Raw genomic sequence first — 26,600 nt, 5'->3', positions numbered from 1 at the left:
GGGGATCGTTTTAAAACAGTCAATGAGCAATACCATAGTCACTTATATTGGCTTTGGTATTGGTGCTGTGAACACTTTGTTTTTGTATACGAAATTCATGCAACCGGAAAACTATGGGCTCGTTCAAGTTATCTTGTCCGTTTCTGCTGTGCTCATGCCCATACTGGCGTTCGGAATTCCAAATAGTTTAGTGAAATTCTACAGTAGCTTCAATGAAAATAGAGCCCAAGATGGTTTTTTGACCATGATGTTATTATTACCATTGGTGCTTATCGTACCCATTGCTTTACTTAGTTTTTTTGCCAACGAAGCCATTGGTAGTTTGTTGGCTAGAGAAAACCCAGTTGTCAGAGATTATGTCTGGCATATATTTCTTATCGGTTTGGCCATGGCTTATTTTGAGGTTTTCTATGCCTGGGTGCGTGTTCGTATGAAATCTGTTTTCGGAAATTTCATGAAGGAGATTTTTTGTAGGGTTTGTCAATCCATACTTCTTGTATTATTCGTTTTCGATTATATCGAAATAGAATTCTTTATCAATGCAGTAGTGGTAAGTTATTTACTCCGTATGCTTATTATGAAATTCTACGCCTATCGATTGCACATGCCAAAGTTAATATGGAATATTCCCGGGAATTGGCGAGATATCGTAAAGTATAGTGCGCTGATTATTCTAGGTGGTTCTACGGCCATTGTATTGATGGAAATAGATAAGGTAATGTTGAACAACTTCTTACCTATAGCCAATGTTGCCTATTATGGTGTTGCCGGTTTTATAGCCGTTTCCATAGCGGTTCCGGCTAGGGCCATGCATCAAATTACTTATCCCATGACGGCGGAATATCTCAATAGAAACGATGTATTCTCCTTAAAAGGGCTGTACCAGAAAAGTTCATTGACCCTTTTTATAATTTCCGGCTTGCTGTTTCTTCTTATTATTTTGAATCTAAATGATTTGTATAAGTTATTGCCAGATGGTTATGCCGGAGGGTTCTTTATTGTTTTTTGGATAGGCCTGGCTAAAGTATTTGATGCGCTTCTGGGCAATAATAATTCCATACTCTACAATTCGGACTACTATCGTTCTATATTGTTTTTTGGAGTTTTACTGGCCCTTATGGCCATAGGACTAAATCTTTGGTTAATTCCTACTTATGGTTTAAATGGAGCTGCCATAGCCAGTTTTTCTGCTTTTTTTGTGTACAATTGCCTAAAGCTGTATTACGTGAAGTTAAAATTTCAAATCTCCCCATTTACAAGGGAAACAGTAAAGGTATTTTCCTTGTTGCTTGTATTGGGCGCTATCTTTTATTATTTACAGTTTTCTTTTCATCCTATTTTGAATATTGCCTTAAAAAGTGCTTTGCTCGTTCTTATGTACACCTTTATTCTATATCGATTTAAGATATCTGAAGATGTTTACGGGATACTTTCTAAATTTCTTAAAAAATAAATGCTGGTAATAGCTAGTCACGCGGTACCTGTCTTGGAAAACCCGGTTCGATTACAAGAATATGGTGTAGGGATTTTTGACGTATTAGTGACCAAATCAGCTTTAAAAAAAGCGATTAAAAAGGAATTGATTCTAGTTAATGAGACAGTTGGAAGTACGGCTACATTTATCAAGGGCGGGGAGCAAATCGAATTACTTGCCTCTAGTCGTAATAGTCTAGCGCGGAGGTTACTATTAAATTTAGAGGTAGTTTACGAAGACGATTACTTGGCTATCATTAATAAACCTGCGGGGATATTGGTGAGCGGTAATAGTTTTAAAACGGTAGCTAATGCCCTAGCTCAGAACCTAATGCCCAGCCAAGAAGCCGATGCCGTAATGCCGCAACCAGTGCATCGACTTGATTATCCGACAACGGGATTATTGCTAATCGGAAAAACGAGCAGAAGTATTATGCTTTTAAGTAAACTATTTGAAGAAAAGAAAATCAGCAAGGTTTACCACGCTGTTACCATTAAGGATATGAAAAGAAAGGGTCTACTACAATACCCGGTAGACGATAAAGCGGCTGAATCTGAATTTGAAGTGCTACAAGTGATACCATCAGAAAGGTTTGAATTCTTAAACTTAGTGAGACTAAAACCTAGCACAGGAAGAAGACATCAGCTTCGTAAGCATCTTTTGACCCTAGGTAATCCTATTTTGGGAGATGCAGTCTACGCTTTCGATGATTTAATTCTAAAGGGAAAGGGTTTGTACCTCCATGCCAGCGAGCTCAAGTTTGTTCATCCTTTCACAAAAGAAGAATTGATTATTAAATGTAGACTTCCAAAAAAGTTCGGGAAGTTGTTTAAAATTGTTTTGTGAGAAGTAATAACTGATCAAACCATATTCGCTTTAAACGGAACATTCTTCTGTACTCAGGGTTAATTCAAGTTGCTATTTTGAAAACTCAAAATAGAGTTCATAAAAAAAGCCCCGCAGTGAAATGGTTTCACTACGGGGCTAAACAACTAACCAACCTAAAAACTATTTTTATAGTCTTCTACTATTTCTTGTAGTAGCGGACCTTGAGTTACTTCTTGTGTTTCTGCTAGGAGCTTTAGCTTTACTCACTGACCTTGATCTTGTGCTTCTACTTACCGTAGATCTTGATCTAGAAGGAGCTTTGCTCGTAGCTCTAGTATTAGAACTTCGCTGCGTTCTTTGTTGTGCAACACTTCTCTGTGTTCTACCTTGAGTGCTACGTACGTTAGAACTTCTACTAACAGGTTTCTTATACGTGGTAGTACTTCTTTTTATTGTGGTACTTCTAGGAGTTCTAGTTACCTCTCTTTTGGTAACCGTTCTTCCTTGATTACCTCTTACCGCGTTGTTATTTCCACGTTTTACCGTAGATGTACTTCGTCTGGTAGAAGTAGTTCTTGAGACATTGTTGTTCCTATTAGAACGTGCGGTGCTATTAGAAGCAACACTTCTCCCGTTTCTTAAACCATCATTCCTTTTGGAAATGGTGTTTCCCCTATTGGAATTATTTCTTTTGGCAACACTTCTATTGCTTCTGAACGAGTTGTCACGTACCGCAACTCTCCTGTCATTTCTATAGATATTAGCTCTTTCTCTACGAACCTTGTTATACCTGTGCTCTCTTCCAATCTGTACATAAGACCTTCTGAAGTTGTTTCTATAAGGATTATAGTAGGTATATCTAATTGGTGCATAGAATCTTCTATAAGGTCTATTCAACACAAAGCTAAATCCTAAGGCCGGTCTTGCGAACCATCTATGAAACGGTCGGTAAACATAATGTCTGTTATATACGTTGATGAAACCAACATGATGGTTGAAAAACCCGCTGTTATTATAAAATACGGTCATACCACCCAATCTTCTAACTCTTCCGTTCCTGTAACGGATATCTACATCACCAATTTGATTTACACGTCCGTAGAAATCGTAAAAAATGGGTACATTTTCTACTTGTATTACTGCTCCGTAATCATCATACTGGGCAAAAGGGCTATAATCAAAGCCAGAATTAAATGTAATCCCGTTTCTTCTGCCTATAACTTGATTTTCAATATAAAAATCAAATTCACCATCTGGGAATACTGAAAACGTAATGCCATTTTCAACAAAGATGAAAGAGTTGTTGTTATAATAAGCATTGCGTGTTGCAACCTTATCTTCTATTGTACTTTTGGCAACAACACCTGTGGTGCCTAAAAGCATCGCCGTAAAAAGGAGTACTAAATTTTTCATGATATAAGGTTTTAAATTCAGAATGTAATTATTCACATTCACTTACCTAATACCAAACAGCGTGCCAAAAAATATTAATTAAATTTAAACATCTAATTATCAATTACTTAAATTAAATTGACATTAAGGTTTTTACTATTTCAGTTCTTATAATTTCTCCTTTAAATACTTCGCCGTAAAAGATTTTTTATTTTTCGCGACTTCTTCCGGTGTACCTTCTGCCAGTAATTGACCACCATTTTCGCCACCTCCAGGTCCAAGGTCAATAATATAGTCCGCACATTTGATCAGCTCAATATTATGTTCTATCACCACAATGGAATGTCCTTTTTTAATAAGGGCATTAAAAGAGGTCAATAGTTTTTGGATATCGTGAAAATGAAGTCCAGTTGTGGGTTCGTCAAAAATAAAGAGCGCCTTGTCTTTTGTAGTCCCTTTTACTAAAAAAGATGCTAATTTTATCCGCTGTGCCTCTCCACCGGATAGGGTAGAAGAGGACTGCCCCAAGGTAACGTAGCCCAAACCTACGTCCTGTAACGGCTTTAGTTTCTTTACAATTTTAGTTTGCTCGCCGGTTTCAAAAAAGGTGATGGCGTCATCAATGGTCATATTAAGGACATCATCAATATTTGCATTATTGAAGGTTACTTCCAAAACATCTTTTTTAAAACGCTTACCCCCACAAGTATCACATTCTAGATGAACATCGGCCATGAACTGCATTTCTACCGTGATTTCCCCCTCGCCCTTACATTTTTCGCATCGGCCACCATCAACATTAAAAGAGAAGTGTTTGGCTTGGTAATTCCGGATTTTACTTAGTTTTTGTGCCGCAAACAGATTTCGGATATCGTCATATGCCTTTATATAGGTAACCGGATTGGACCTAGAAGACCTTCCAATAGGGTTTTGGTCTACGAACTCTACGTGTTTAATATGCTTGTATTTACCCTCTACTGCCGTAAACTGACCCGCTTTTTCACCATAACCACCAACTTCTTTTAAAATGATAGGATAGAGCAGCTTTTTTACTAAGGTACTTTTACCACTGCCGGAAACTCCGGTCACAACGGTTAACATATCTAGGGGAAAGGTGACATTGATATTTTTGAGGTTATGTTCCCTGCAGCCTTTGATTTGAATATGATTTTTGGAAGTACGTCGCTCGGACGGAACTTTTATCACCTTGGTACCATTAAGATAACTTGCGGTAAGGGACGTAGATTTTAATATCTTGGCAAGGGTTCCCTGCGCAACTATATGACCACCATGGGTTCCTGCCTCGGGACCAATATCTATAACTTCATCTGCGGCTTTCATAATATCCTCGTCGTGTTCGACCACGATAACCGTATTACCAAGATTTCTTAGTGAAATAAGTACTTCAATAAGATTTTCGGTGTCTTTTGGATGAAGCCCGATACTAGGTTCGTCCAATATATACATGGAACCGACCAAACTACTGCCTAATGAAGTGGCCAGATTTATACGTTGACTTTCTCCCCCGGATAAGGTATTGGATTTTCTATTTAAGGTCAGATAATTTAATCCTACTTTGTCCAAAAAGCCCAATCGTGTATTGATTTCTTTAAGCAAACGGTCAGCAATTTGGGCATCATTCTTACTTAGCTCTAGTCTACTAAAAAAGATAATGAGCTTTTCAATAGATAGTCCCACTAGTTGCGATATGGATTTTCCACCTACTTTTACATAATCCGTCTCTGGTCTTAGGCGCTTACCGTTGCAGATATTACATTTGGTTTTTCCGCGGTAGCGGGACAACATAACCCTATTCTGTATCTTATAACTTTTCTCCTCTAGTGTATCAAAAAATTTATGCAGGCCAATAAAATGATCATTACCGCTCCAAACCAATTCCTGTTGTTCCTCATTCAGTTCAAACCAAGGTTTGTGAATGGGAAAATTATATTTGTAAGCGGAATTTACCAACTGGTCCCTATACCAGCTCATACTTTCGCCGCGCCATGGAAACACGGCATTTTCATAGATAGAAAGTGCGGTATTAGGTATCACCAAGTCTGCGTCTATTCCTATGACATCACCATAGCCTTCGCATTTTGGGCAAGCCCCATAGGGATTGTTAAAACTAAAAAGATGCACATTCGGTTCCAAAAATTGCATCCCGTCCAATTCAAATTTGTTGCTGAACAATTGCTGTTTTCCATCTTCCAGTTTCTCAATAATACATTGTCCCTTACCTTCAAAAAACGCAGTGTCCACTGCATTTGCTAATCTGTTGTAAAAATCTTCATCATTTTTAGTGATGATACGGTCAACAACTAGGTCGAATTCTTTTTCAATGTTCTCAGGCGCCTTATCTATTCTTAAAACTTCACCTTTGTACTTTATGCGCGCATAGCCCTGCTTTGAGAATAATTGAAGGGATTTTAGCGTATCTCTATCTTCTCTGATTACAATTGGAGCAAGAAGTAGTAGTTTGGTGTTTTCTTGGAACTTTTTAATGTACTCAATAACATCCGTTACCGTATTCTTCTTTACTTCATTTCCTGAAACGGGCGAAAAAGTTTTTCCGATCCGTGCATACAGCAACTTAATGTAGTCATAAATTTCCGTGGTCGTACCTACCGTAGACCTTGGATTGGTAGAATTTACTTTCTGCTCTATGGCAATGGCGGGAGCTATTCCTTTTATATAATCTACTTTTGGTTTATCTAATTTGCCTAAAAACTGTCTGGCATAAGAAGACAGACTTTCTACATAACGTCGTTGACCTTCGGCATAAAGGGTATCAAAAGCCAGACTAGATTTTCCGGAGCCGGACAACCCCGTAATAACGACTAACTTATTTCTAGGTATTACGACATCAATATTTTTAAGGTTGTGCAGTTTTGCACCCTTAATTATGATATTCTCTTTAGGGTTTACTTTAGCAATTGAAGGCATATTTTTCTCTAAGTTCGCAAAGATACAATATGGCCTATTCAATAGCCAGTAAAAGTCTTTTAGGATTTTAAACCCCTTATTTTTTTGGCATTTCTTTGGGAATATTTATTTTTTTCTATCTTTGACATTCATAAAAATTCAATACGCCTATAGCGCACCTTTACTTTTTAAGTTAGAATAGTAACCCACAAGGCCCTTGTTCATTTGAACTTGGGGTCAACTTTTAACCACAAAAAAGTAAAGCTATGGAAGCACAAATTGAAGATTCCCAACTTGTTAAAGAATATATAAACGGTAATGAAAGAGCCATTGGTGTTCTTATCAAACGTCATAATGCCCGGCTCACGGGATTTATTTATTCCAAAGTAGGTGATCGCGAACTAACGGAGGATATTTTCCAAGATACTTTTATGAAGGTTATACGTACCTTAAAACGTGGTGCCTACAGTGAGGAAGGTAAATTTCTGCCTTGGGTAATGCGTATTGCCCATAACCTTATTATAGACCATTTTAGAAAAAACAACAGGATGCCCATGTTTGAGGGCGCAGACAGTTTTAATATTTTTTCCTTAATGGGAGACGAACGCCTCAATGCAGAAAAACAATTGATAAAAGACCAAATAGATTCTGATTTGACTAGGATGATTAAGGAATTGCCACAAGATCAGCAAGAGGTCCTACAAATGCGTATATATAAGGATATGAGTTTTAAGGAAATTTCCGATAATACAGGTGTTAGTATTAATACCGCACTTGGAAGAATGCGCTACGCCTTAATTAACCTGAGAAAGCTTGTTGAAGCAAATAGTATTGTTTTAACGAATTAATTGGCCACAGGTCGAGCAGATCTACTATATTTATTTCCTTGCCGTTCTCTAATTGAACCAAAACGAAAGTAGTATGGAAGAATTATACGCTAAGAAAAAAGACCAGTCTAAATCAGTTGAAGCTAAACCTGAAACAATACAATTTTTATTAAACTACTCAAAGTCGCTGAAAATTACCGAAGCAAAAGGAATAAAATTTGAAAGCAACTTGAATTAAATTAACTAATTATCTCTTCAATATAAATAACCCTAAGGATTTTCCTTAGGGTTTCTTTTTTTAAGAATGACTTGACGCCTATTGTTTCTTTACTACATATCCATTGGAATCAAGTTCTGTCACCACTTTCTCACGCAACTAGTAAAGTATCCATTTATTGTATTGAAAAATAGGTTTTCGTTGTTTCACATCATAAAAAGGCTATTTGACAACATACTTTTTTGAGAAGGAGCGGTTTTATATAGTTTTATCCCAGAAATAAATAACTAATTACAATTACTAACAAGATGCCCAAATCTTTAATCCAAAAGAAAATGACTAATATGAAATTACAAATTGAAGACTCAGAATTAGTAAGAGATTACATCAGCGGAGACGAGAAGGCTCTAGAAGTACTTATTAATAGACATAACCAACGTATAACAAGCTTTATTTATTCTAAAGTTTTGGATCGGGATATCACCGAGGATATTTTTCAAGATACTTTCATAAAGGTTATAAAGACATTAAAAAAAGGTACTTATAGTGAAGAGGGTAAATTTTTGCCGTGGGTAATGCGTATCTCGCACAACTTAATTATAGATCACTTTAGAAAGAACAAAAGAATGCCAATGTTTGAAGGAAGTGATGACTTCAATATCTTTTCAGTTATCGGTGATGACAAATTAAATGCGGAAAAGCAGCTAATTAAAGACCAAATAGATACAGATTTACGTTATTTGGTAGAAGAATTACCGGATGATCAAAAGGAGGTTTTAGTAATGCGCATCTATAAAGATATGAGCTTTAAAGAAATTTCTGAAAACACTGGAGTCAGTATAAATACCGCTCTTGGGAGAATGAGATATGCACTGATTAACCTTAGAAAGATAATTGAGAAAAACAATATAGTTCTTACCAACTAGATTCTTCAAAAACAACATAAACAATATTTCCTTTTTAGTTGCGTTATTTAAAATGTAACAACGTTGGAAATATGGAAAAAATTTACTCTAATTATCAAGAACAGACCGAGTTTAATAAAGTTTGTCCTAAAACTATCAATTTTTTATTGAGTTTTTCACAGGCACTTTATGACATTGAATACAAAAATTTGAGGTTTGAAACCTTTTTAAATTAATAAAGACCCGCTATTTGCGGGTCTTTATTTTTTTATAGTAGTCATCCAAAACAGTTTTTCTTCCTATTGTTTTGGTAATGATATCATTATTCAAATCCCAACCTCTCGCGGGAGAGTAATCTCTTCCGTACCAAATTATTTGTAAATGCAAATCATTCCATAATTCCTTTGGGAATAGCCGTTTTGCATCTTTTTCTGTTTGTACCACATTTTTGCCATTGGTAAAACCCCATCTATACATGAGCCTATGAATGTGGGTGTCTACTGGAAAAGCAGGTATGCCAAAGGCTTGCGAGACAACTACGCTGGCCGTTTTATGACCTACAGCCGGTAATTCTTCTAATAATGCTATATCCCTTGGAACTTCGCCATCGTATTTATCAATTAAAATTTTTGAGAGTCCATGAATACCTTTAGACTTCATTGGTGATAACCCTACAGGACGTATGATATCCCTAATTTCCTCAACGGATAGTTTTACCATATCATAAGGATTATCCGCTTTTTCAAAAAGTAACGGGGTTATCTTATTTACTCGGATATCCGTACTTTGGGCGGACATTAAAACTGCAATTAGTAATGTATACGGATCCTTATGGTCTAAGGGAACAGGAATTACGGGGTAAAGTTCCTGTAGTTTGGTAATCGCAAAATTAACTTTTTCAGCTTTAGTCATATTTGTTTAATTTTACATATTATTTGTTAAACATAATTAATAATAGAATAACTATGAAAACATTAAAAGCAGGTGATAAAGTCCCTGCATTTTCGAGCACCGATCAAGATGGCAATACTATACATTTATCTGATTATTCCGGTAAAAATTTGGTGGTTTTTTTCTATCCTCGTGCAAATACTCCAGGTTGTACGGCTGAAGCCTGTAATTTAAGGGATAACTATAAAGAGCTGCAAGATGCTGGTTATGAGTTGCTTGGAGTAAGTGAGGATTCTCAAAAAAAGCAGGCGAATTTTAGAAATAAGTATGAATTTCCTTTCCCATTACTTGCGGATGAGGACCATACCGTTATCAATGCTTTTGGAGTTTGGGGTCCTAAAAAATTCATGGGTAGGGAGTATGATGGTATTCATAGAATGACCTTTGTTGTAGATGGTGAAGGTAAGGTGAGCAGGGTTATTGAGAAGGTGAAAACCAAAGACCACGCTGCACAACTTTTAGCGTAACCCATAAAAAAAGCCCCTTTAAAAGGGGCTTTGATAATTTACCGGACTTAGTTACTTTGCTTCTGAAATCTGTTCCGTGTCTTTTCTGGTGAAGAGTTTTTTCTCTTTAATAATTTCAGCAATACCTTCTGGTAACATCTCCTCCCAACCATCTTCTCCGTTGATGATTCTTTTGAGTACATCCCTAGAGAAAATATGCATTATTTCTGGCTCATAGTCAATAATGTCCATCACCTTTCCATTGTATTTGAAGAATTTGTAAAGTTCTTTCATTCGTGGATGCACCTTCACATTATTACTGGTCATTACTTGCCCAGTTTCGGTATTCTTCATAGGATAGAGATACACTTGTAAATCTTTAAAGAAAAGCTTTCCAAAGGCTTCCAAAATGCCCCCACTTAAGTGGCGATAATATTTCTCATCGAAAATGTCTACCAAATTGTTCACGCCCATGGTAAGGCCAATTCTATTTTTAGTATAGTTATGTAGGTATTCAACAAGCTTATAATATTCTTGGAATTTTGAAATCATTACCGAATGTCCCAATGAACAGAGTAGTTCTGCACGGTCCATAAAATCCTGCTCATCAATTTCTCCTGACGCCTTGAGGTTGGATAGGGTAATTTCAAAAATAACGATGCTATTGTCCTGGTCTACTTGAGGGTCACGAATAAAAATATCATATGACTTCTCGAACATATCCAGATTTACCTTGGTAACGGGCCTAAAACTACCACGAAGTGCAAGAATATTCTTTTTGTAAAGTACAGCTGCGGGTAATACGTTATTACCATCCGGACCAAACATCACCGCATCGGTCATATCGTTCCTAATCAGCTGTAAACTCATCAACCTGTTATCTACATCCTTAAAACTTGGACCATTAAAATTGACCATGTCAATTTCTACGGTATCCTTATCGATATGATCGTACAAGTATTTAAGCATTTTCTTAGGCTTATGATACTTGTAAAATGCTCCATAAATAAGGTTAACACCCAAAATCCCTAAAGTTTCTTGTTGTAATCGTGCTTCATTCTGTTTAAAACGGATATGAAGGATTATTTCATCGAATTCTTTCTGATTAGGGTCTAATTGGTAGCGAATACCTACCCAACCGTGTCCCTTATATCGTTTTGAAAAATCAATCGTAGCAACGGTGTTCGCATAGGAAAAGAACAGTCTTTCCGGATGCTTTTCCCTACTAATACGCTCTTCCATCAAATTCATTTCATGAGAGAGCATGGTTTTCAGCCGTGCCTGGGTAACATACCTACCGTCCGCTTCTATACCATATATGGCATCACTGAAATCCTTATCATAGGCACTCATGGCTTTGGCAATAGTACCTGAAGCCCCTCCCGATCTAAAAAAATGACGTGCCGTCTCTTGGCCTGCACCAATTTCCGCAAAGGTTCCGTAAATGTCGGGGTTTAAGTTTATTCTTAAAGTTTTTGCCTTTATGGAAGGAATGTTTTCAAAGGCACTATCTCTCTTTAGAACTGAAGCCATTATTTTATGAATTTGCTTTTAACAAAGTTAAAAAGAACAAACTACCTACAGCCTAAACCATAAGAAAATTTGCAATTAGTTTTAAGGGTCTGTCCTTTGTTTTATATTCTTGGGATTACTGTTATAAAACGTCTAATGCTTTGATTTATTCTTGGTAGCTCATAATCAAATATAACTTAACTTTGTTTTGGATGAACGAGACACTTAAAATCACTTTTTTAGGTACCGGAACTTCGCAGGGTATTCCTATAATCGGGAGTAAACACCCTGTTTGCTTAAGTAATGACCCTAAAGATAAAAGACTTAGGGTATCCGTTTTACTTTCATGGGACACCTATAATTTCACTATTGATTGTGGACCAGATTTTAGACAACAGATGCTTACCCATAATGTTTCCAAACTAGACGGTATTTTGTTCACCCATGAACACTCCGACCATACGGCTGGTATAGATGATATTAGACCATTCTTTTTTAGGCAGGGAGACATTCCTATTTATGCCCGTAAACGCGTGGTGAAAGCCTTAAAACGTCGTTTTGATTATATTTTTAATAAAAAAGAAAGATACCCCGGTGCACCGGCAGTAACGGTGAACATCGTTAAGAAAAACAGCACTTTTGAACTTGGTGGAATGACGGTAACTCCTATACAAGCGTTACATAATAGATTGAAGATTTTTGGGTATCGTATAGGGGATTTTACCTATCTCACGGATGTAAAATCCATGGAGAAAAAGGAAATGGATAAAATTATTGGCTCAAAAGTTTTAGTGGTCAATGCACTGCGGATAGAGGCACATCAATCTCATTTTAACTTAGAGGAAGCCCTGGATTTTGTAAACAAAGTAAAGCCAGAGAAGGCATACTTTACACATATTAGCCATCTTTTGGGTTTCCATGCGGAGGTAGAAAAAAATCTTCCTGAAAATGTACATTTAGCTTATGATAATCTCACTATTGAACTATAATTTATGAAAAGTAAAATTTTTCTTTACCTATTTATTTTTGTATCACTTATATGCCTCTACCTATTCGTAAGTAGTGGTAAAATGGCGGATGCCAACAATACGAGCATCGAAAAATTTAAACAAGAGGTTGTGGGTTTAAAGGATTCCATTCAGCAGTCAGAACTGCGTGTTTTAGAGATGCAATACTTTTCTTTGGAAAACAATGATGATGCGCTGGCATACTATGAACATCTAGAGCTTGAAAATCCCGCTGGATATATTGCCGATAAATTGTTGGAAACGAACGAGTCTGCCGGAGATAATCCTTTAATTCCTTATGCCGGTATGCAAAGCGATTTTAAAATCAATAAAATAAAAGTGTTGAACCACAAATGGATATTGACCGATTTTTCCGATGGAAAATACTGGGGTGAACTTCTTATTAAATACGAACTAAAAGATGATTTGGGAGTTGATTTTACGCTAATGGACCATTTGCTATATACAAAAAGTAATTAGAGCTTTTTTTCTAGCCAACTTTTAAAGGAATAGAAATTTTGTGGTGCTACTCCATGTCCTGTTGGGAATTCTTCAAAAACATGTGGTATTTCTAATTGAGATAGAACATCTGGTGCCTTCTGAGCCCATGCTATTGGTATTACTTGGTCTACTTGACCGTGAGAGGCGTAAATCTGTAAGCCCGAATGGTCTTTGCTTTGATAATCTTCTGTTAGAATTCCTTCGTTGATATAGCCACTCAGGGCAATTACGTTTTTAATTTTTTTCGGGTAGGAGAGGGCTACGGCGTAGCTTAGAATAGTTCCTTGACTAAAACCTAATAAGGAAACATTGTGTGTATCTAGATTATAGGTCTTACAGGCCTCTTCTACAAAGGCAAGTATTTTATCCCTAGAGGCAATGGCCTGTTCGTCATCGCTCCATTTTCCGTTTTGGGCATCAAAATTTATGGCATACCACGCATAACCAAAGGGTTGTAATGTATATGGTGCCCTAACTGAAATAATACACAATTCGGTAGGCAGTTCTTCCGCAAAAGAAAAAAGGTCTTCTTCATTACTTCCATACCCATGTAATAAAAAAAGAACCGGAGCCTTTTCACTTTTTAAAGAGGAGGGTCTAATGATGTGTTCTAAAGATAGGGGAGCTGTTGTCATCTTATTGTATTACTGTATAAATGTAAACCATTTCTGAAAATAGGGGCCTAAAACGGGTACTTCCAATTTTTTATTGCTGAGGACACCGCTAAAGCCGTATACCCATAGAATGGAATAGCAAAGAAATAAGCCAAAGAAGGAATATAAGTTTCCCCAATTATTGGAGAGAATACCAAAAGCAATAAAAAGCAAATGCAACCCAAAGGCTTGCCTCGTATGAAACCTTGCAAAATCATGCTTTGGTTCCGAATTCATGGATAGAGCAATTAATGCACCCACTATGGTTAGGTATGCTACGATGGCCGTAGTTTTTCCTTCGACTTTTTTTGAATCAGCCATATTAAAAATTTAATGTCAAAGCATCTTCAACCATAGATCCCAATACTTTTCCTTTTATTGATTTACCTAAGAACATGCTATTCTTTGAGGAGCTCATAATAAGGTCCTTAGAAAATTCGTATTCGGTATCCGGTTCAAAAAGAGTTAAGCAAGCCAAAGCACCTTCCTTGAGTTCCGGAGTGTCCAAACCAAATACTGAACGACCTTTGGTAAGAATTTTTATCACTTCTTCTAGTTCAAATAACGTACGCAAGGAACCAAAAAAGCTTTCTAGGCCAATGGTGCCGAAAGCGGCATTGTCAAATTCTACCTGTTTTAGTTCTATGTTCAATGGCGTATGGTCCGATGTCACAAAATCGATAGTACCATTCTTTACCCCTTTCAATAAAGCGTTTCTATCTCCTTTTGTTCTTAAGGGCGGCATTACCTTATAATCCGTATCAAAATCTATTAAACTATCATCCTTGAACAATAGATTATGGATGGCGACGCTGCAGGTCACGTTCAATCCTTTTTTCTTGGCCGATGCGATAAGCTTAACTGAATTTTCTGTGCTAACGGTCGGTATGTGAAGTTTGCCTCCCGTATACTCGAGTATGAACAAATCTCGTACTATCTGAAGTTCTTCTGCCAAGGCAGGTATGCCTTTTAGACCCAACTTTGTACTGGTAATCCCTTCGTTAACGATTCCTTTTCCTGCAATTTTTTTATCTAACGGAAAAGAGCATACGATTCCGTTAAAATTTTGCGCGTATTGCAAGGCAATTTTTAGCAAATTTGGGTTTGAAACAGCCGCTTTATAGTCGTAAAATCCAACAGCACCGGCGTTCTTCATATCGTACAACTCCGCTAAGACTTCACCTTCGCCTTTCACGGTAAGGTTTCCCAAAGGATGCAATCTGGTTAGGGCGTCCTTCGCAGCATTTTTGAGGAATATAATGTCCGAACTACTGTCTGGAACAGGATTACCTGTGGGGTTCAGTATAATATCCGTAAAACCGCTACTAGCGGCGGTCTTCAGACCATTAACTATGGTCTCTCTCTCTTCATGGCCAGGCTCACCAAAGCTCACACTACTATCAAACCACCCTAATGATACGTGCAGATTTTTATAGGATACTACCTTTGTTTTTGTAGGAGGGTCAATCCGTGAAGCAATCTTTTGTATAACGCCATTGGTAATTAAAATATCCCTTTTCTTAAGGTGGATATCCTTTGTACCGGGATTTATAATCTTTGCCGATTTTATGAGTACGTTCATGCGCTTAGTTGCTCGTTCATTTTGAAGTTACTTTAAAAATCTTTGGAGAATGGTTTCTATAAAAACGAACAATAATGCTAAAATAGCAAACCATTTCCAAAACTCGTTTATGGTATTTTCTTTTTGACTGGTTTCAAAAAAGTCGGTGATAGAACTACTTACAATTGTTGAAGTCCCGGCACCCAGTTCTAGGTAAGACAAGTCACTTTCTTTTCTATCGTAATTGAAACTTATATTGCGCAAAACCTGGTCATTGTCCAGTATTCGATAAACACCGCTTTTTGTTGGATTATCATCAAACAACAATCGTGTCTTTTTAGGAAGAGCTCTTTGCTGGGGAATAAACTCGTAATCCTCACCTAGCAATTTCAGTACGTTGTCTTTGTTCAATACGTAGGGCACATCTACCTGTGTCCGTTTACCAATAACATGGTATAGTTCCGAAGATTTTAGACTGTTGGCCCCTATATTGTAAAAAGTAGGGACTATCAATGGGGAATTTTTAAAATTGGTGTCCTCTAAGGAGGCAGCAAACATATAAACATTATCCCTGCCTATCAAGAAAGGAGCCTTATTCTGCAATGAAAGTGCCGCAGTAGCATTCGTCCTTATGGGGTAGTACGCTTTTACGGTAGGATATTGAAAATTGGAGACGTTTTTTTGGAATACATTATAATAAAGGGGATGTTCAAATGTTATGTTGGATATGGCTACTTCTTGATTTATTTTAGTATCAAAAGTCGTATTTAAATAGAAGGATAATAACCGATTGTATGCGGCCAAATCTATTTTTTGCGCAGGAATAATTGCCAAGCTTCCGCCATCGTCAGTGAACGAACGTAACGCCGTTATAAGACCGGATGGAATTTCCGTAAGCTCATTAAGGACAATAAGATTGTAGGTTTCCAGGGCTCCGTAGTTTAGTTGATTTAAGTTTGTCTTTTGGTATTGAAACTGTGGTGCGATAAAAATTCTTTTCAAATAGTTGGGCGTTGTTCCAATGTCTAAAACCTTAATCTGCTCTGGGGCATTGATGTTGAAGTAAAATTCGTTATCATAGGTGAGCCCATTATCTGCAAGCACTATCCTGCCGTTTATCTCTTCATCTGAAGGAATCGAAAACAAGACCTTGGCCTTATTGTTCGTATCAAAATTGGCTGCCGTTTTTGCAATTAATTTATTACCATTATACAGGGACACGGCCGTGGTCTCTACGCTATAATTTGAGCTGACCAACGCTGTTAAATCCAAGCTACCGTTTTCATTGGGATTGAGATAAATGGAATCGATTGTGATGTTTTCTACTTTTTCTTTAAGTGGATTGATGTAATAAAGATTTGTCGTGGCATTGCTATCATTGGGCAAGTCGCCTAAACGCTGTTGAAAATCGGATATAATAATAGTGTTTCTCTGCTTGCTATTATCTTGGCTATAAAGCGTTTTTGCCTTTAGAACAACTTCCTTTAAGGTCAACTGTTCGGCACTGGGCTTCATTTCTAGCAGATCATTCTTAAGGTCACTTATTTCAACATCCAAAAACGTGTTATCGTTAGTGAACAGATGAAACTTTTCATCTTCTGGAACACGTTGTATAAATTCCTGAACGGTATTTTGGAATAAAGTAGCATTCGCTGTCCTGGCATGCATGCTAAAGGAATTATCCAAGTAGAAAACGTTTTCCTTTTCCCTAACCGCATTTTCATTAGCGCTAAAAGGCTGCGCAAATGCTAGGACCAGACCAGATAAGATGCCGAGCCTTGAAAAGAGTAACAGCCATTTTTTTAAGGTGCTACTTTTTCGGGATTTGGAGACCACTTGTTGCAGTAGTTTTACGTTGGTAAACGGTGTTCTCTTAAATCTCCGGAGTTGAAAAAGATGAATAAAAATAGGGATGAGTAGTAGAAAAAGGGCCCAAAGAAATTCTGGATGTTTAAACTGCATTCCTGTTTTTGATTGCTCAAAGATAACTAAAATATAGAAGTTGATTCTTAATAAAATAGACTGTTTAACGCCAAAAGAACCTCGTTGCTAAGTTTCAATTTATGTAAGTTGGTTTAACAGAAAAAGAAATAATCTTTCATGGAGATTTTCCCCTTTTTATTAAAATAGTCATGTATATGCTTTTGTTCCTCTTCGTTGGCAACGGCGATAATACTTTGGGAGTTTGGTATTTTTTCTAAGGAATTTATAGGTAAAAGTGTTTTGCCGTAAATTTCTTTTCCTATTTTTTTGGGATTATTACATATCCATTGAAAGAGAACTTTTCGTTCAATTAATTTTTTCGCTATCGTTTTTCCTTTATTTCCAGCGCCCCAAATAACCAAATTTTCATTGGGATTATAATGTAGTTTAACAAAATAGCGCAGCTTTATATCCAAAAAGTAGTTGTGTGCATAGTGCTCGCTAGTTCTAGAGGTTCTATGATCATAATCCCTCCATAAAAGTAATATCTGTTTACTAGGGATGACTTTAAGCCCATGCTCATAAAACCTAAAAGTTAGATCATAATCTTCCGGATAATCATCAGGTTTAAAGCTTTCGCAGGCATCTAAATCAACTTTATGTAGCATCCAGCACGGGGAGGGGATTACACATTCCTTATACAGTTCCGAGAAGTTCGTGCCTTTTTCGGTCAATGCGTTTAACCATTTTTCGTACCGTTCATAACCGTCTCCAATACCCTTTTCTGAAAAATATTTAACCTGTCCAATAGCAATATGCCCCATTCCGTATTGTTCTAAATCGGCCACCATAAGCTCCAAACGTTTTGGTGTCATTAGGTCATCAGCGTCCATTCTGGTGATAAATTTTCCTTCGCTATAATCATAGGCAGTTCGGAGCGCTTCAATAATTCCCCGTCCGTTAGTATTGAAAACTTTTATTCTTGGATCTTTGTTCGCATATTTTTGAACAATAGCCAAACTCATATCGCTAGAGTTATCATTTACCGCCAAGACTTGCCAGTTTGTAAAGGTCTGTGAGATAATAGAATCTAGGCAAGCTTCCAGGAAAGGGGCGGTGTTTTTAAAAGGGATGAGTATACTTACCAAAGGTACTTCCATGTTTTATGCTAGTATTGGGAAAAAGTAACAAGGATAAATGTAATAGGCAATAATATATACCCTTTAGTTCGTTTTAATTATAGATTTATTTACCAAAAAGACTTTAATAGATAGAAAAAGCTTTCTATATTTGCACCCGCATTCAGGGAATACCTGATGAGACACTTGGAGAAATGGCAGAGTGGTCGAATGCGGCAGTCTTGAAAACTGTTGAGGGTCACACCTCCGGGGGTTCGAATCCCTCTTTCTCCGCAAAAGAAACCCGAAACGAAAGTTTCGGGTTTTGTATTTTACGGCATGAGCCAAATTTATTTGAGCGAAATAACCTAAAATACAAAACCGACCAAGCGTAGCTTTGGAGTTGGTTTTATGCTTGCTCAGGACTTCCTTTTGGGATGCACGGAGTGAATCCCTGTTGTTTTCGATTGTGCCTTTTTGCATGGGAAACCAACCAAACGTAGCTTTGGTGTGGGTTTTGTGTTTGCCAAGGATTCCTTACTGGGAACACCGAACGTAATCTTGCTATCCACGAGAATAATTATTTCCTAGTTAAATACCGTACAACCCTTTATTTTTGCATTATGGAGGAATGGTATCATTACCCCTTGCTGGTCGTAGTGGGTTTTGCTGTAGGTTTTATTAACACGGTCGCTGGCGGCGGGTCCTTACTATCGCTCCCCGTTCTCATATTTTTAGGACTTCCTTCGAATATTGCCAACGGTACCAATAGGGTTGCTATCGTTATACAGACTGCGCTCGCCACGGCAGGTTTTAAGAGTAAGGGAGTTTCCACTTTTCCCTTTAATGCCTATTTGGGAATAGCTGCATTTCTTGGTTCAATTATTGGCGCCTACATTGCGGTGGATGTCAAAGGGGAGGTATTCAATAGAATTTTAGCTATAGTTATGATTTTGGTGGTGTTCATCATCGTCTTCAGTCCAAAAATTAATTTTAAGGATGTAGAAGAGCGGCTTACCGGAAAATACCTTTGGATAGGAATCGTAGTATTTTTCTTTTTTGGAATTTATGGCGGATTCATTAACGCAGGCCTTGGTTTCCTTATGATTTTATTTTTACATTACGTTAATAGAATGTCTTTGGTACGTTCCAACGCTACCAAGGTTTCGGTCGTTTTTCTATATATGATTTCTGCCTTGGCGGTTTTTGCCTTGAATGATAAGGTAAACTGGAAGATTGGTCTAATTTTGGCTATCGGAAACGGCAGTGGAGCTTGGATTGCAAGTAGATACTCTGTTAAGAAGGGTGACGGATTTATTAAAGTATTTTTAGTGATTATGGTCGTAGCGATGGCCGTAAAACTGTGGTTTTTTTAATTTTATATTGAAGTAATATGCCTGGATTTGAATTGTTTGGAGATAATGAAAAAGCACAAGTACAAACTGTGCTAGATACGGGAGTGCTTATGCGCTATGGTTTTGATGGGATGCGCAACGGACAATGGAAGGCTAAGGAATTAGAAGCCGCTTTGTCCAAAAGAATGGGGACAAAATATGTGCAACTGGTCAGTAGTGGGACTGCCGCACTCACCGTGGCTTTGGCAAGTGCCGGTATTGGAGCAGGGGACGAGGTCATCATGCCAACGTTCACCTTTGTGGCTAGTTTTGAATCTATACTTGCGCTGGGAGCTATACCCGTTTTAGTTGATATTGATGATACTTTAACCTTAAACCCTGCTGCGGTTGAAGCTGCCATAACGGAACGGACCAAGGTAGTAATGCCCGTGCATATGTGTGGTTCCATGGCGGACCTAAGAGCGTTGAAAGCAATCTGTGAAAAACACGGTCTATTACTTTTAGAGGATGCTTGCCAAGCGATAGGAGGTAGTTTTGACGGTAAACCGTTAGGGAGTTATGGAGACTTGGGATGTTTCTCTTTTGATTACGTTAAAACGATTACTTGTGGTGAGGGTGGTGCTTTAATTACCAATAATGAAGAGTTTTATCGCAATGCGGACCACTATTCCGACCACGGCCATGACCATGTGGGAAATGATAGGGGAGCGGAAACGCATCCTTTCTTAGGCTATAATTTTAGAATATCTGAATTAAACGCGGCAGTAGGTTGTGCACAAGTACAACGTTTGGACGAATTTATCGCTATACAAAAGAAAAACTACGGCGTTTTAAAAAACGAAATAGCAGGCGTTAATGGGGTGACTTTTAGAAGGGTGCCTGCCGGAGGGGAAGAGAATTACTCCTTTTTAAATTTCTTCCTTCCTTCGGAAGAAATAGCCAGAAATACACATAAAGCTTTGGTTAATGGAGGTGTTGATGCTTGTTTTTATTGGTTTGATAATAATTGGCATTATTATAAGAAGTGGGAGCATTTGACCAATTTGAAATCTCTAGGAAAGTTACCTAATGAAGTCTCCCATTTTTTGCCGGATTACTCGAAGGCCGATTTTTCCAAATCGGACCAATGGATGGGAAGGACTATCTCCGTTTTGGTAAAACTAAGTTGGACAGAGGAAGAAGTAGCGCAGCGCGCTAAAAAAATGTACTCGATTATTTCTATTATGATCTAATCCCTTTAATCAATAGGTTACGTACTCAACAATCTCCAATCCGTAACCCACGATACCTACACGTTTTCCTTGTCTACTATTGGTCAATAGACGCATTTTGCTGATTCCTAAATCGTGTAGTATTTGCGCCCCGATTCCAAAATCACGCGAATCCATTTCTATTTTGGGCGCTTTAGAAATTCCCTTTTTCTGTAATTCCTGAAGCTCTGCCAACCTATTCAATAAGTTAAGTGATTCTGCATCTTGATTGATAAATACAATAGCGCCTTTACCTTCTTTATTCACAGCATTGAACATATTCTCTAACTTCTGGTCAGGGCTATTGGTCAAGGTGCCTAGAATATCGTTGTTGATTAAGGTGGAGTTAATGCGGGTCAACACCTTTTCATCCTTAGACCAGTTGCCTTTGGTCAGGGCTATATGTACGTGATTATTGGTGGTCTGCTTGTACGCTCGTAACCTGTAATCTCCAAAACGGGTCTTTATTTCAAAGTCGTTCTCCTTATCGATAAGACTGTCGTGTTCCATTCGGTAAGCGACCAAATCTTCAATGGAAACTATTTTAAGGTCAAATTTTTCAGCCACTTTCATCAGCTGTGGTAAACGGGCCATGCTACCGTCATCGTTCATGATTTCAACGATAATTCCAGCGGGCTTTAATCCGGCTAATCGTGCAAAATCGATTGCAGCCTCGGTATGTCCTGTTCTTCGTAGGACACCACCTTCTTTAGCTACTAAAGGGAAAATGTGTCCCGGTCTTGCTAAATCATGCGGTTTGGTTTCCTTATCGGTTAAAGCGCAAACAGTTTTTGAACGGTCCGATGCCGATATTCCCGTGGTAACACCGTTTCCCCTTAAATCTACAGATACGGTGAAGGCAGTCTCCATAGGGTCGGTATTATTGCTGACCATCATGTGGAGTCCAAGTTCTTTACATCTTCCCTCGGTCAATGGCGCACAAATCAACCCTTTTCCGTGAGTTGCCATAAAATTTACGGTTTCTGGTGTGGCCAATTCCGCCGCAGCCAAAAAATCTCCTTCATTCTCCCTGTTCTCATCATCTACCACAATAATGACCTTGCCTTCTCGTATATCGGCAATCGCTTCCTGTATGGTATTCAGCTGAACTGTTTCTGGCATTTGTACTCCCATCTAATCGGTTTCTTTCTTTTTTCGGAACAGATTTTTGAAAAAATCCGTCACCGCACCAAAATTGGTCATTCCTTTATCTTCGGTTGCCCTTTTTGTCAAATAAAAGCCCAAAGGTAGCATAATCAGGGTAGAAACCCATGCCCCTAACATAGGATGAATATTTCCTTCTTTGGCGTAATTGCCTGCAAAAACACCAATGAAATAATACACTAAAAAGAGAACAATGGCAATAACCATTGGAAGTCCCAGGCCTCCCTTTCTGATGATAGCACCCAAGGGAGCTCCAACGAAAAAAAGAATAATACAGGAAAAGGCCAAGGCATATTTATTGTGTAAGGATAAGATGTGGAGGTTGTAGTTCTTATATCTTTTTTGAATTTCATCCTTCTTGCCCGTCACGGAGCCCAGTATTCCCGAGGTCGCATTTTTGGCACTAGTTAGCACTTGTATCCGCTGCCAATCCGGAAAAAGATGTAACAAGTCCGCCTTAATGGAGTCCTGCTTGGGTTTATTCTCTTTAAGCAAGGCTATTTTTGCGGCATTTATCGAGTCCTTTAGTATACGTTCTTTACTCTTTACTATAGAGGTGTCCCTTATGGCTAATGGGGAAAACAGGCCCATTCTGCTAACGATATTCTTGGAAAAAGCACGAACTATCCTAAAATTATCGGTTTTGATAGAATCAATATCTTTTGACAGCCGGCTGATATTTTTCATCTTGGCGGTACTGACATCTCTTTCTTCCTCTAAATCCTCATTGTCCAGTTCCGGCACCTCAATATTCATAATGTAGGTATCAAAACTAGCTTCTGCAAAAGGATATTTAAACTTGTTTTTCTTGCTTTCTATTTCCTCGTAATAATGTCCGTCCGTTAGGACCAACTGAATAATATCGGAAGTTTCACTGCTGATCAATTCTCCTTTTTTGGCCTTGATTACCGTACTATTAATATTAGACTTGGTTTTTTTATGAATGATTACGTTGCGTAAGAAACGATCGTTCTCTCCATATTTTTCATCGACCTTGATGTTCATTCCTTCAAAATCGCTAAAAATACCCTCGGAAACTGCGGCCGCTGGTTTTACCTTGGCAATGTTCTTTCTTAGATTATAGATTTTTCGTTGTGATAGCGGAATAACGTTGTTTGCAAAAAAGAAGGTGACCCCACCTAAAATCGTAACAAAAATGATTAAGCTGAACATAGACCTTTGTAACGATATTCCCGACGCCTTCATTGCGGCGAACTCATAATTTTCGGCAAAGGTTCCAAAAGTAAGTATGGACGATAGCAATACGGTAAGGGGTAGCACTTTCTCAGTTAAATCTGGCATTAAATAGAAAAGGAACTTTCCTATGATAATGATGTCCAAACCTTTACCGGCAAGATCATCAATAAAGAGCCAAATCGTCTGAAATATGAAGATGAACATCAATATAACAAACGAACTGAAAAAATTGAATGCGAACCTTGATAGTATATACCGGTCTAAAATCCTCAAAAGTGCTAATTCTTTATAATGTAGTACCCAGCATCTGTGTACTTCTTTTCATCAAAGGTAAATAAGGTCTCTGAAACAGGCTGATTTGTTTTGAAAGAATTAACGGTAATGGTGGTCTTGGTCCCATTGTTTCCTGTTTCAATGAGTTTGTAGATATGCTTTGTGTTGACATCAATACCTAGTAGCCTACTTTTTATTTCAGAATTGGAATCAATTGGTGTCAATTTTACGTATTGTATTTTTCTACCTTGAACGTTCTGTAAGATATCCCAAGCATAATTATGTCCTTCTTTGTAAAATGTAAGCATTTTGGAAGGCGTTATGGCATCTTCCTCATCAGACTGGTCTTCAATGGTCACTTCTTCATTCTCAGGAACTATAGTGTACACCTTTTTGCCATCGTATAATTGTTGGGAACCCAAATAATTGAAAAGATACTTTTCTCCAGATAGTGTAACGTCTCCTCTTGTTTCTTGTTTAATACCCGCTTCGGCATTATCCAACGCAAATTTAAAATCTACGTAAACATTATCATACCCTTTTACTTTAGTGTATACATCGTCCAATAACGCTTTTGCCTTGGCCGCATCTTGCGCTTGTGCAAATCCTGCGGTTAAAAAGACTACTGTTAAAAATAGGAACTTCTTCATAGTATAATTAATTACTTTCGTTTTCAAAAAATTGTTCTAATGCGATCATATCCGGGATAAGCACTTGTCTCGCCTTGCTACCTTCAAACTGGCCAACGATTCCAGCCGCTTCAAGTTGGTCAATAATCCTACCTGCCCTGTTGTAACCAAGTTTCAATTTTCTTTGTATTAAAGAAGCGGAACCTTGTTGGGCAATTACGATTACTTCTGCAGCTTCTCGAAACATTTTATCCCTATCCGCGATATCAATATCAACACTCGTGCCAGATTCTTCACCCACATATTCGGGGAGTTCGTGGGCCTCTGGATAGGCCCTTTGGCTGCCTATATATTCGGTGATTTTTGCGACTTCCGGCGTATCTACAAAGGCACATTGAATACGGGTTACATCATTGCCTTGGGTGTACAGCATATCTCCACGACCTATAAGTTGGTCTGCGCCCTGTGCATCTAGAATAGTGCGGGAATCTATTTTTGATGTTACCCTGAATGCAATACGCGCAGGGAAATTGGCTTTAATAAGCCCTGTAATTACGTTTACAGAAGGTCTTTGGGTGGCTATTATCAAGTGTATGCCTATGGCCCTTGCCAATTGTGCTAGTCTGGCCACCGGGGTTTCCACCTCTTTCCCTGCGGTCATGATCAAATCGGCAAACTCATCGATTACCAGTACTATGTAAGGCAGAAACTTATGTCCATCGTTCGGGTTGAGTTTTCTTGCTTTGAACTTGGTATTGTACTCCTTTAGGTTTCGAACCATGGCCTTTTTCAATAGTTCATACCTATTGTCCATTTCAATACAAAGGGAATTTAATGTGTTAATAACCTTAGTGTTGTCCGTTATAATGGCCTCTTCCGAATCTGGTAGCTTGGCTAAGAAATGACGTTCTATTTTATTGTAGAGGGTTAATTCTACTTTTTTAGGATCTACCAAAATAAACTTCACCTCCGCGGGGTGCTTCTTGTAGAGTAAAGAGGTGAGGACTGCATTGAGACCTACCGATTTACCTTGCCCTGTTGCACCGGCCATTAATAAGTGTGGCATTTTGGCAAGGTCTACAACAAAAGTCTCATTACTGATGGTCTTACCGAATGCAATGGGTAGTTCCATTTCCGCCTTCTGGAATTTACTGGAAGCGATTGCCGAACGCATAGAAACTATGGTTGCGTTCTTATTGGGGACTTCAATACCAATGGTGCCTTTACCGGGAATGGGGGCAATAATTCGTATGCCAAGTGCAGCTAAAGATAAGGCGATATCGTCTTCAAGATTTTTAATTTTAGAAATACGAACACCGGCATCAGGTACTATTTCATAGAGCGTAACCGTAGGGCCAATAGTCGCTTTTATCTGCGCAATCCCGATTTTGTAGTTTTTAAGGGTGTCTACAATCTTATTTTTATTTTCCTCTAATTCTTCTTGGTTTATGGTAATGCCACCTGTAACACCATGCTGGTCCAAGAGTTCAATAGTTGGGAACTTATAATTGCCTAGCTCCAAGGTAGGATCAAATTCTCCAAAGTCATCGACCAATTTATTGGCCAGTAAATCCAGTTCTTCCGGCTCTTCCACAACTTGTTCCACCTTCATTGCGAGTTCTTCCTCTTCCTCCTGTGGCACGGTAACTTCCAATTCTTTTTCAGCTACTTCTTTTACTATTGGTGGGATATCCTTCTTATGGGTGTAGGTATCAATAACCACCGGTACCTCTTCTTCCTCTTTCGAAAATTCCGTCCGCTGTTCAATTGATTTTTCCTTTGCCGCTTTAAACTCGGAACGTAGCGCTTGTTTCTTAGACCTGAAAAATTGCCCAATACCTTCTGGAGTCACCTTGAACAAGCGTACCATGATGAAAATCAAACCAAAAACAAGTAGCAATAACACACCTATCTTACCGGTGTAATCTTGAAGAAAATCATTCATTTCATAACCCACTAGTCCCCCTAAAAGTGGACTTTCCAAGGCAAAAAAACCGAATGCTATCGAAATCCATATCAAGAAAATTAATCCCCATATCCATTTCTTCAGCATTCCTTTTCGGTCAAGGCCCAAAAACAAATAAATACCGGACAAACACAATAAAAATGGGATTATTAGGGAAGCAATCCCAAAACCTTTGTACACGAAAAAGTGACTGACGCTAGCACCGAATTTATTCAAAAGATTTTTGGCCTCCTCATTACGATCTTTAAACTCCGTAAGTAGGCTTTGATCATCCTGCCACGTAAAATAAAAGGAAACAAAAGAGAAAAATAGCGCAATACTGAAAAGCACCAAAAGGCTCCCGAGAATTATCTTATTCTGCTTTGATAATCCAATGGAAACTTTCTTTTTTACCGGTTTTGATTTTGGCTTAGTTTTAGTAGCCTTTTTTGCCATGAATTCGTTTGTTCTAGGGGTAAAAATACAAATTTACTCGATAAGCGGGACCTAAAATGTCCTTGTGCTTCCGTCGAAATCAATGTTAACT

General features: G+C 38.1%; 23 protein-coding genes and 1 tRNA gene. 11 read left to right on the top strand and 13 right to left on the bottom strand.

Features of this window, described 5'->3' with window-relative positions:
* Nucleotides 1–22 precede the first annotated feature (22 nt).
* Complete coding sequence (locus EJ994_RS06125) at nt 23–1,453, top strand: lipopolysaccharide biosynthesis protein (RefSeq protein ID WP_317128098.1); 1,431 nt, start codon at nt 23–25, stop codon at nt 1,451–1,453.
* Nucleotides 1,454–2,320: an RluA family pseudouridine synthase gene (locus EJ994_RS06120; protein WP_126591657.1), complete on the top strand. Its 867-nt coding sequence runs from the start codon at nt 1,454–1,456 to the stop codon at nt 2,318–2,320. It begins immediately after the preceding gene.
* Nucleotides 2,321–2,488: 168 nt separating this feature from the next.
* Here the strand turns inward: EJ994_RS06120 and EJ994_RS06115 are convergent, their stop codons facing one another.
* Entirely contained in the window at nt 2,489–3,715 is a 1,227-nt protein-coding gene (locus EJ994_RS06115; protein ID WP_126591656.1) for a hypothetical protein, read from the bottom strand.
* 147 nt (nt 3,716–3,862) lie between these two features.
* Nucleotides 3,863–6,640, bottom strand: coding sequence for an excinuclease ABC subunit UvrA (gene uvrA, locus EJ994_RS06110; protein WP_126591655.1), 2,778 nt, complete (start codon nt 6,638–6,640; stop codon nt 3,863–3,865).
* 245 nt (nt 6,641–6,885) lie between these two features.
* Between uvrA and EJ994_RS06105 the strand changes: the two genes are divergently transcribed.
* The 3 genes from EJ994_RS06105 to EJ994_RS06100 all read left to right on the top strand — a co-directional run bounded on the left by EJ994_RS06105 (nt 6,886) and on the right by EJ994_RS06100 (nt 8,589).
* On the top strand, nt 6,886–7,467 hold the full coding sequence (locus EJ994_RS06105) for an RNA polymerase sigma factor (RefSeq protein ID WP_126591654.1): 582 nt from the start codon (nt 6,886–6,888) through the stop codon (nt 7,465–7,467).
* Between the two features lie 73 nt (nt 7,468–7,540).
* Complete coding sequence (locus EJ994_RS17410; RefSeq protein ID WP_164721431.1) at nt 7,541–7,684, top strand: hypothetical protein; 144 nt, start codon at nt 7,541–7,543, stop codon at nt 7,682–7,684.
* Between the two features lie 323 nt (nt 7,685–8,007).
* Complete coding sequence (locus EJ994_RS06100; protein WP_099574754.1) at nt 8,008–8,589, top strand: RNA polymerase sigma factor; 582 nt, start codon at nt 8,008–8,010, stop codon at nt 8,587–8,589.
* A 225-nt stretch (nt 8,590–8,814) separates the two neighbouring features.
* On the opposite strand, the gene EJ994_RS06095 is transcribed toward EJ994_RS06100, so the two are convergent.
* Entirely contained in the window at nt 8,815–9,480 is a 666-nt protein-coding gene (locus EJ994_RS06095; protein ID WP_126591653.1) for an endonuclease III domain-containing protein, read from the bottom strand.
* A gap of 53 nt (nt 9,481–9,533) precedes the next feature.
* Here EJ994_RS06095 and bcp point away from each other — a divergent pair, with 53 nt between their 5' ends.
* Nucleotides 9,534–9,986: a thioredoxin-dependent thiol peroxidase gene (gene bcp / locus EJ994_RS06090; RefSeq protein WP_126591652.1), complete on the top strand. Its 453-nt coding sequence runs from the start codon at nt 9,534–9,536 to the stop codon at nt 9,984–9,986.
* A gap of 51 nt (nt 9,987–10,037) precedes the next feature.
* Here the strand turns inward: bcp and EJ994_RS06085 are convergent, their stop codons facing one another.
* Nucleotides 10,038–11,498 carry a nicotinate-nucleotide adenylyltransferase gene (locus tag EJ994_RS06085; protein WP_099574750.1) on the bottom strand — a complete coding sequence of 487 codons (1,461 nt, stop codon included), beginning with the start codon at nt 11,496–11,498 and terminating at the stop codon, nt 10,038–10,040.
* Nucleotides 11,499–11,689: 191 nt separating this feature from the next.
* Between EJ994_RS06085 and EJ994_RS06080 the strand changes: the two genes are divergently transcribed.
* Together EJ994_RS06080 and EJ994_RS06075 are read left to right on the top strand one after the other, a co-directional pair.
* Entirely contained in the window at nt 11,690–12,466 is a 777-nt protein-coding gene (locus EJ994_RS06080; RefSeq protein WP_126591651.1) for an MBL fold metallo-hydrolase, read from the top strand.
* Between the two features lie 3 nt (nt 12,467–12,469).
* Entirely contained in the window at nt 12,470–12,964 is a 495-nt protein-coding gene (locus EJ994_RS06075) for a hydrolase (protein WP_126591650.1), read from the top strand.
* Here EJ994_RS06075 and EJ994_RS06070 read toward each other — a convergent pair.
* The 5 genes from EJ994_RS06070 to EJ994_RS06050 form a co-directional block, all read right to left on the bottom strand.
* Nucleotides 12,961–13,620, bottom strand: a complete 660-nt coding sequence (locus tag EJ994_RS06070) for an alpha/beta hydrolase (protein WP_126591649.1) — start codon at nt 13,618–13,620, stop codon at nt 12,961–12,963. The genes EJ994_RS06075 and EJ994_RS06070 overlap by 4 nt on opposite strands.
* Nucleotides 13,621–13,629: 9 nt before the next feature.
* Complete coding sequence (locus tag EJ994_RS06065) at nt 13,630–13,959, bottom strand: hypothetical protein (protein ID WP_099574743.1); 330 nt, start codon at nt 13,957–13,959, stop codon at nt 13,630–13,632.
* 1 nt (nt 13,960) lies between these two features.
* On the bottom strand, nt 13,961–15,220 hold the full coding sequence (locus EJ994_RS06060; RefSeq protein WP_126591648.1) for a dihydroorotase: 1,260 nt from the start codon (nt 15,218–15,220) through the stop codon (nt 13,961–13,963).
* A 27-nt stretch (nt 15,221–15,247) separates the two neighbouring features.
* Nucleotides 15,248–17,161 (bottom strand): BatA domain-containing protein, encoded by a 1,914-nt coding sequence (locus tag EJ994_RS06055; protein ID WP_126591647.1) that lies wholly within the window; start codon nt 17,159–17,161, stop codon nt 15,248–15,250.
* A gap of 113 nt (nt 17,162–17,274) precedes the next feature.
* Nucleotides 17,275–18,282, bottom strand: a complete 1,008-nt coding sequence (locus EJ994_RS06050) for a glycosyltransferase (RefSeq protein ID WP_126591646.1) — start codon at nt 18,280–18,282, stop codon at nt 17,275–17,277.
* A gap of 167 nt (nt 18,283–18,449) precedes the next feature.
* Here EJ994_RS06050 and EJ994_RS06045 point away from each other — a divergent pair.
* The 3 genes from EJ994_RS06045 to EJ994_RS06035 all read left to right on the top strand — a co-directional run bounded on the left by EJ994_RS06045 (nt 18,450) and on the right by EJ994_RS06035 (nt 20,827).
* Nucleotides 18,450–18,534, top strand: a tRNA-Ser gene (locus EJ994_RS06045).
* Nucleotides 18,535–18,863: 329 nt separating this feature from the next.
* Entirely contained in the window at nt 18,864–19,616 is a 753-nt protein-coding gene (locus tag EJ994_RS06040; RefSeq protein ID WP_126591645.1) for a sulfite exporter TauE/SafE family protein, read from the top strand.
* A 17-nt stretch (nt 19,617–19,633) separates the two neighbouring features.
* A complete protein-coding gene (locus EJ994_RS06035) occupies nt 19,634–20,827 on the top strand; it encodes a DegT/DnrJ/EryC1/StrS family aminotransferase (protein WP_126591644.1) in 1,194 nt (397 codons plus the stop codon).
* Between the two features lie 9 nt (nt 20,828–20,836).
* Here the strand turns inward: EJ994_RS06035 and ribB are convergent, their stop codons facing one another.
* The 4 genes from ribB to EJ994_RS06015 are packed head-to-tail and all read right to left on the bottom strand — an operon-like array spanning nt 20,837 to nt 26,509.
* Nucleotides 20,837–21,979 (bottom strand): 3,4-dihydroxy-2-butanone-4-phosphate synthase, encoded by a 1,143-nt coding sequence (gene ribB, locus EJ994_RS06030; RefSeq protein ID WP_241240870.1) that lies wholly within the window; start codon nt 21,977–21,979, stop codon nt 20,837–20,839.
* Entirely contained in the window at nt 21,980–23,458 is a 1,479-nt protein-coding gene (locus EJ994_RS06025; protein ID WP_410504174.1) for an LptF/LptG family permease, read from the bottom strand. It lies immediately after the preceding gene.
* Nucleotides 23,459–23,484: 26 nt separating this feature from the next.
* Complete coding sequence (locus tag EJ994_RS06020; RefSeq protein WP_126591642.1) at nt 23,485–24,129, bottom strand: LolA family protein; 645 nt, start codon at nt 24,127–24,129, stop codon at nt 23,485–23,487.
* Nucleotides 24,130–24,136: 7 nt separating this feature from the next.
* Complete coding sequence (locus tag EJ994_RS06015) at nt 24,137–26,509, bottom strand: FtsK/SpoIIIE family DNA translocase (protein ID WP_126591641.1); 2,373 nt, start codon at nt 26,507–26,509, stop codon at nt 24,137–24,139.
* Nucleotides 26,510–26,600: the final 91 nt, after the last annotated feature.

Source organism: Maribacter sp. MJ134 (assembly GCF_003970695.1).
Classification (GTDB): domain Bacteria; phylum Bacteroidota; class Bacteroidia; order Flavobacteriales; family Flavobacteriaceae; genus Maribacter.
This window is presented reverse-complemented; position numbering and strand designations above follow the sequence as displayed.

Coding starts and splice junctions, on each gene's coding strand:
- EJ994_RS06050 (WP_126591646.1), bottom strand. CDS start 18,282: ATGGAAGTACCTTTGGTAAGTATACTCATCCCTTTTAAAAACACCGCC.
- EJ994_RS06125 (WP_317128098.1), top strand. CDS start 23: ATGAGCAATACCATAGTCACTTATATTGGCTTTGGTATTGGTGCTGTG.
- EJ994_RS06115 (WP_126591656.1), bottom strand. CDS start 3,715: ATGAAAAATTTAGTACTCCTTTTTACGGCGATGCTTTTAGGCACCACA.
- EJ994_RS06015 (WP_126591641.1), bottom strand. CDS start 26,509: ATGGCAAAAAAGGCTACTAAAACTAAGCCAAAATCAAAACCGGTAAAA.
- EJ994_RS06105 (WP_126591654.1), top strand. CDS start 6,886: ATGGAAGCACAAATTGAAGATTCCCAACTTGTTAAAGAATATATAAAC.
- EJ994_RS06085 (WP_099574750.1), bottom strand. CDS start 11,498: ATGGCTTCAGTTCTAAAGAGAGATAGTGCCTTTGAAAACATTCCTTCC.
- EJ994_RS06035 (WP_126591644.1), top strand. CDS start 19,634: ATGCCTGGATTTGAATTGTTTGGAGATAATGAAAAAGCACAAGTACAA.
- bcp (WP_126591652.1), top strand. CDS start 9,534: ATGAAAACATTAAAAGCAGGTGATAAAGTCCCTGCATTTTCGAGCACC.
- EJ994_RS06020 (WP_126591642.1), bottom strand. CDS start 24,129: ATGAAGAAGTTCCTATTTTTAACAGTAGTCTTTTTAACCGCAGGATTT.
- EJ994_RS06055 (WP_126591647.1), bottom strand. CDS start 17,161: ATGCAGTTTAAACATCCAGAATTTCTTTGGGCCCTTTTTCTACTACTC.
- EJ994_RS06120 (WP_126591657.1), top strand. CDS start 1,454: ATGCTGGTAATAGCTAGTCACGCGGTACCTGTCTTGGAAAACCCGGTT.
- EJ994_RS06095 (WP_126591653.1), bottom strand. CDS start 9,480: ATGACTAAAGCTGAAAAAGTTAATTTTGCGATTACCAAACTACAGGAA.
- EJ994_RS06070 (WP_126591649.1), bottom strand. CDS start 13,620: ATGACAACAGCTCCCCTATCTTTAGAACACATCATTAGACCCTCCTCT.
- EJ994_RS06065 (WP_099574743.1), bottom strand. CDS start 13,959: ATGGCTGATTCAAAAAAAGTCGAAGGAAAAACTACGGCCATCGTAGCA.
- uvrA (WP_126591655.1), bottom strand. CDS start 6,640: ATGCCTTCAATTGCTAAAGTAAACCCTAAAGAGAATATCATAATTAAG.
- EJ994_RS17410 (WP_164721431.1), top strand. CDS start 7,541: ATGGAAGAATTATACGCTAAGAAAAAAGACCAGTCTAAATCAGTTGAA.
- EJ994_RS06040 (WP_126591645.1), top strand. CDS start 18,864: ATGGAGGAATGGTATCATTACCCCTTGCTGGTCGTAGTGGGTTTTGCT.
- EJ994_RS06075 (WP_126591650.1), top strand. CDS start 12,470: ATGAAAAGTAAAATTTTTCTTTACCTATTTATTTTTGTATCACTTATA.
- ribB (WP_241240870.1), bottom strand. CDS start 21,979: ATGGGAGTACAAATGCCAGAAACAGTTCAGCTGAATACCATACAGGAA.
- EJ994_RS06100 (WP_099574754.1), top strand. CDS start 8,008: ATGAAATTACAAATTGAAGACTCAGAATTAGTAAGAGATTACATCAGC.
- EJ994_RS06060 (WP_126591648.1), bottom strand. CDS start 15,220: ATGAACGTACTCATAAAATCGGCAAAGATTATAAATCCCGGTACAAAG.
- EJ994_RS06080 (WP_126591651.1), top strand. CDS start 11,690: ATGAACGAGACACTTAAAATCACTTTTTTAGGTACCGGAACTTCGCAG.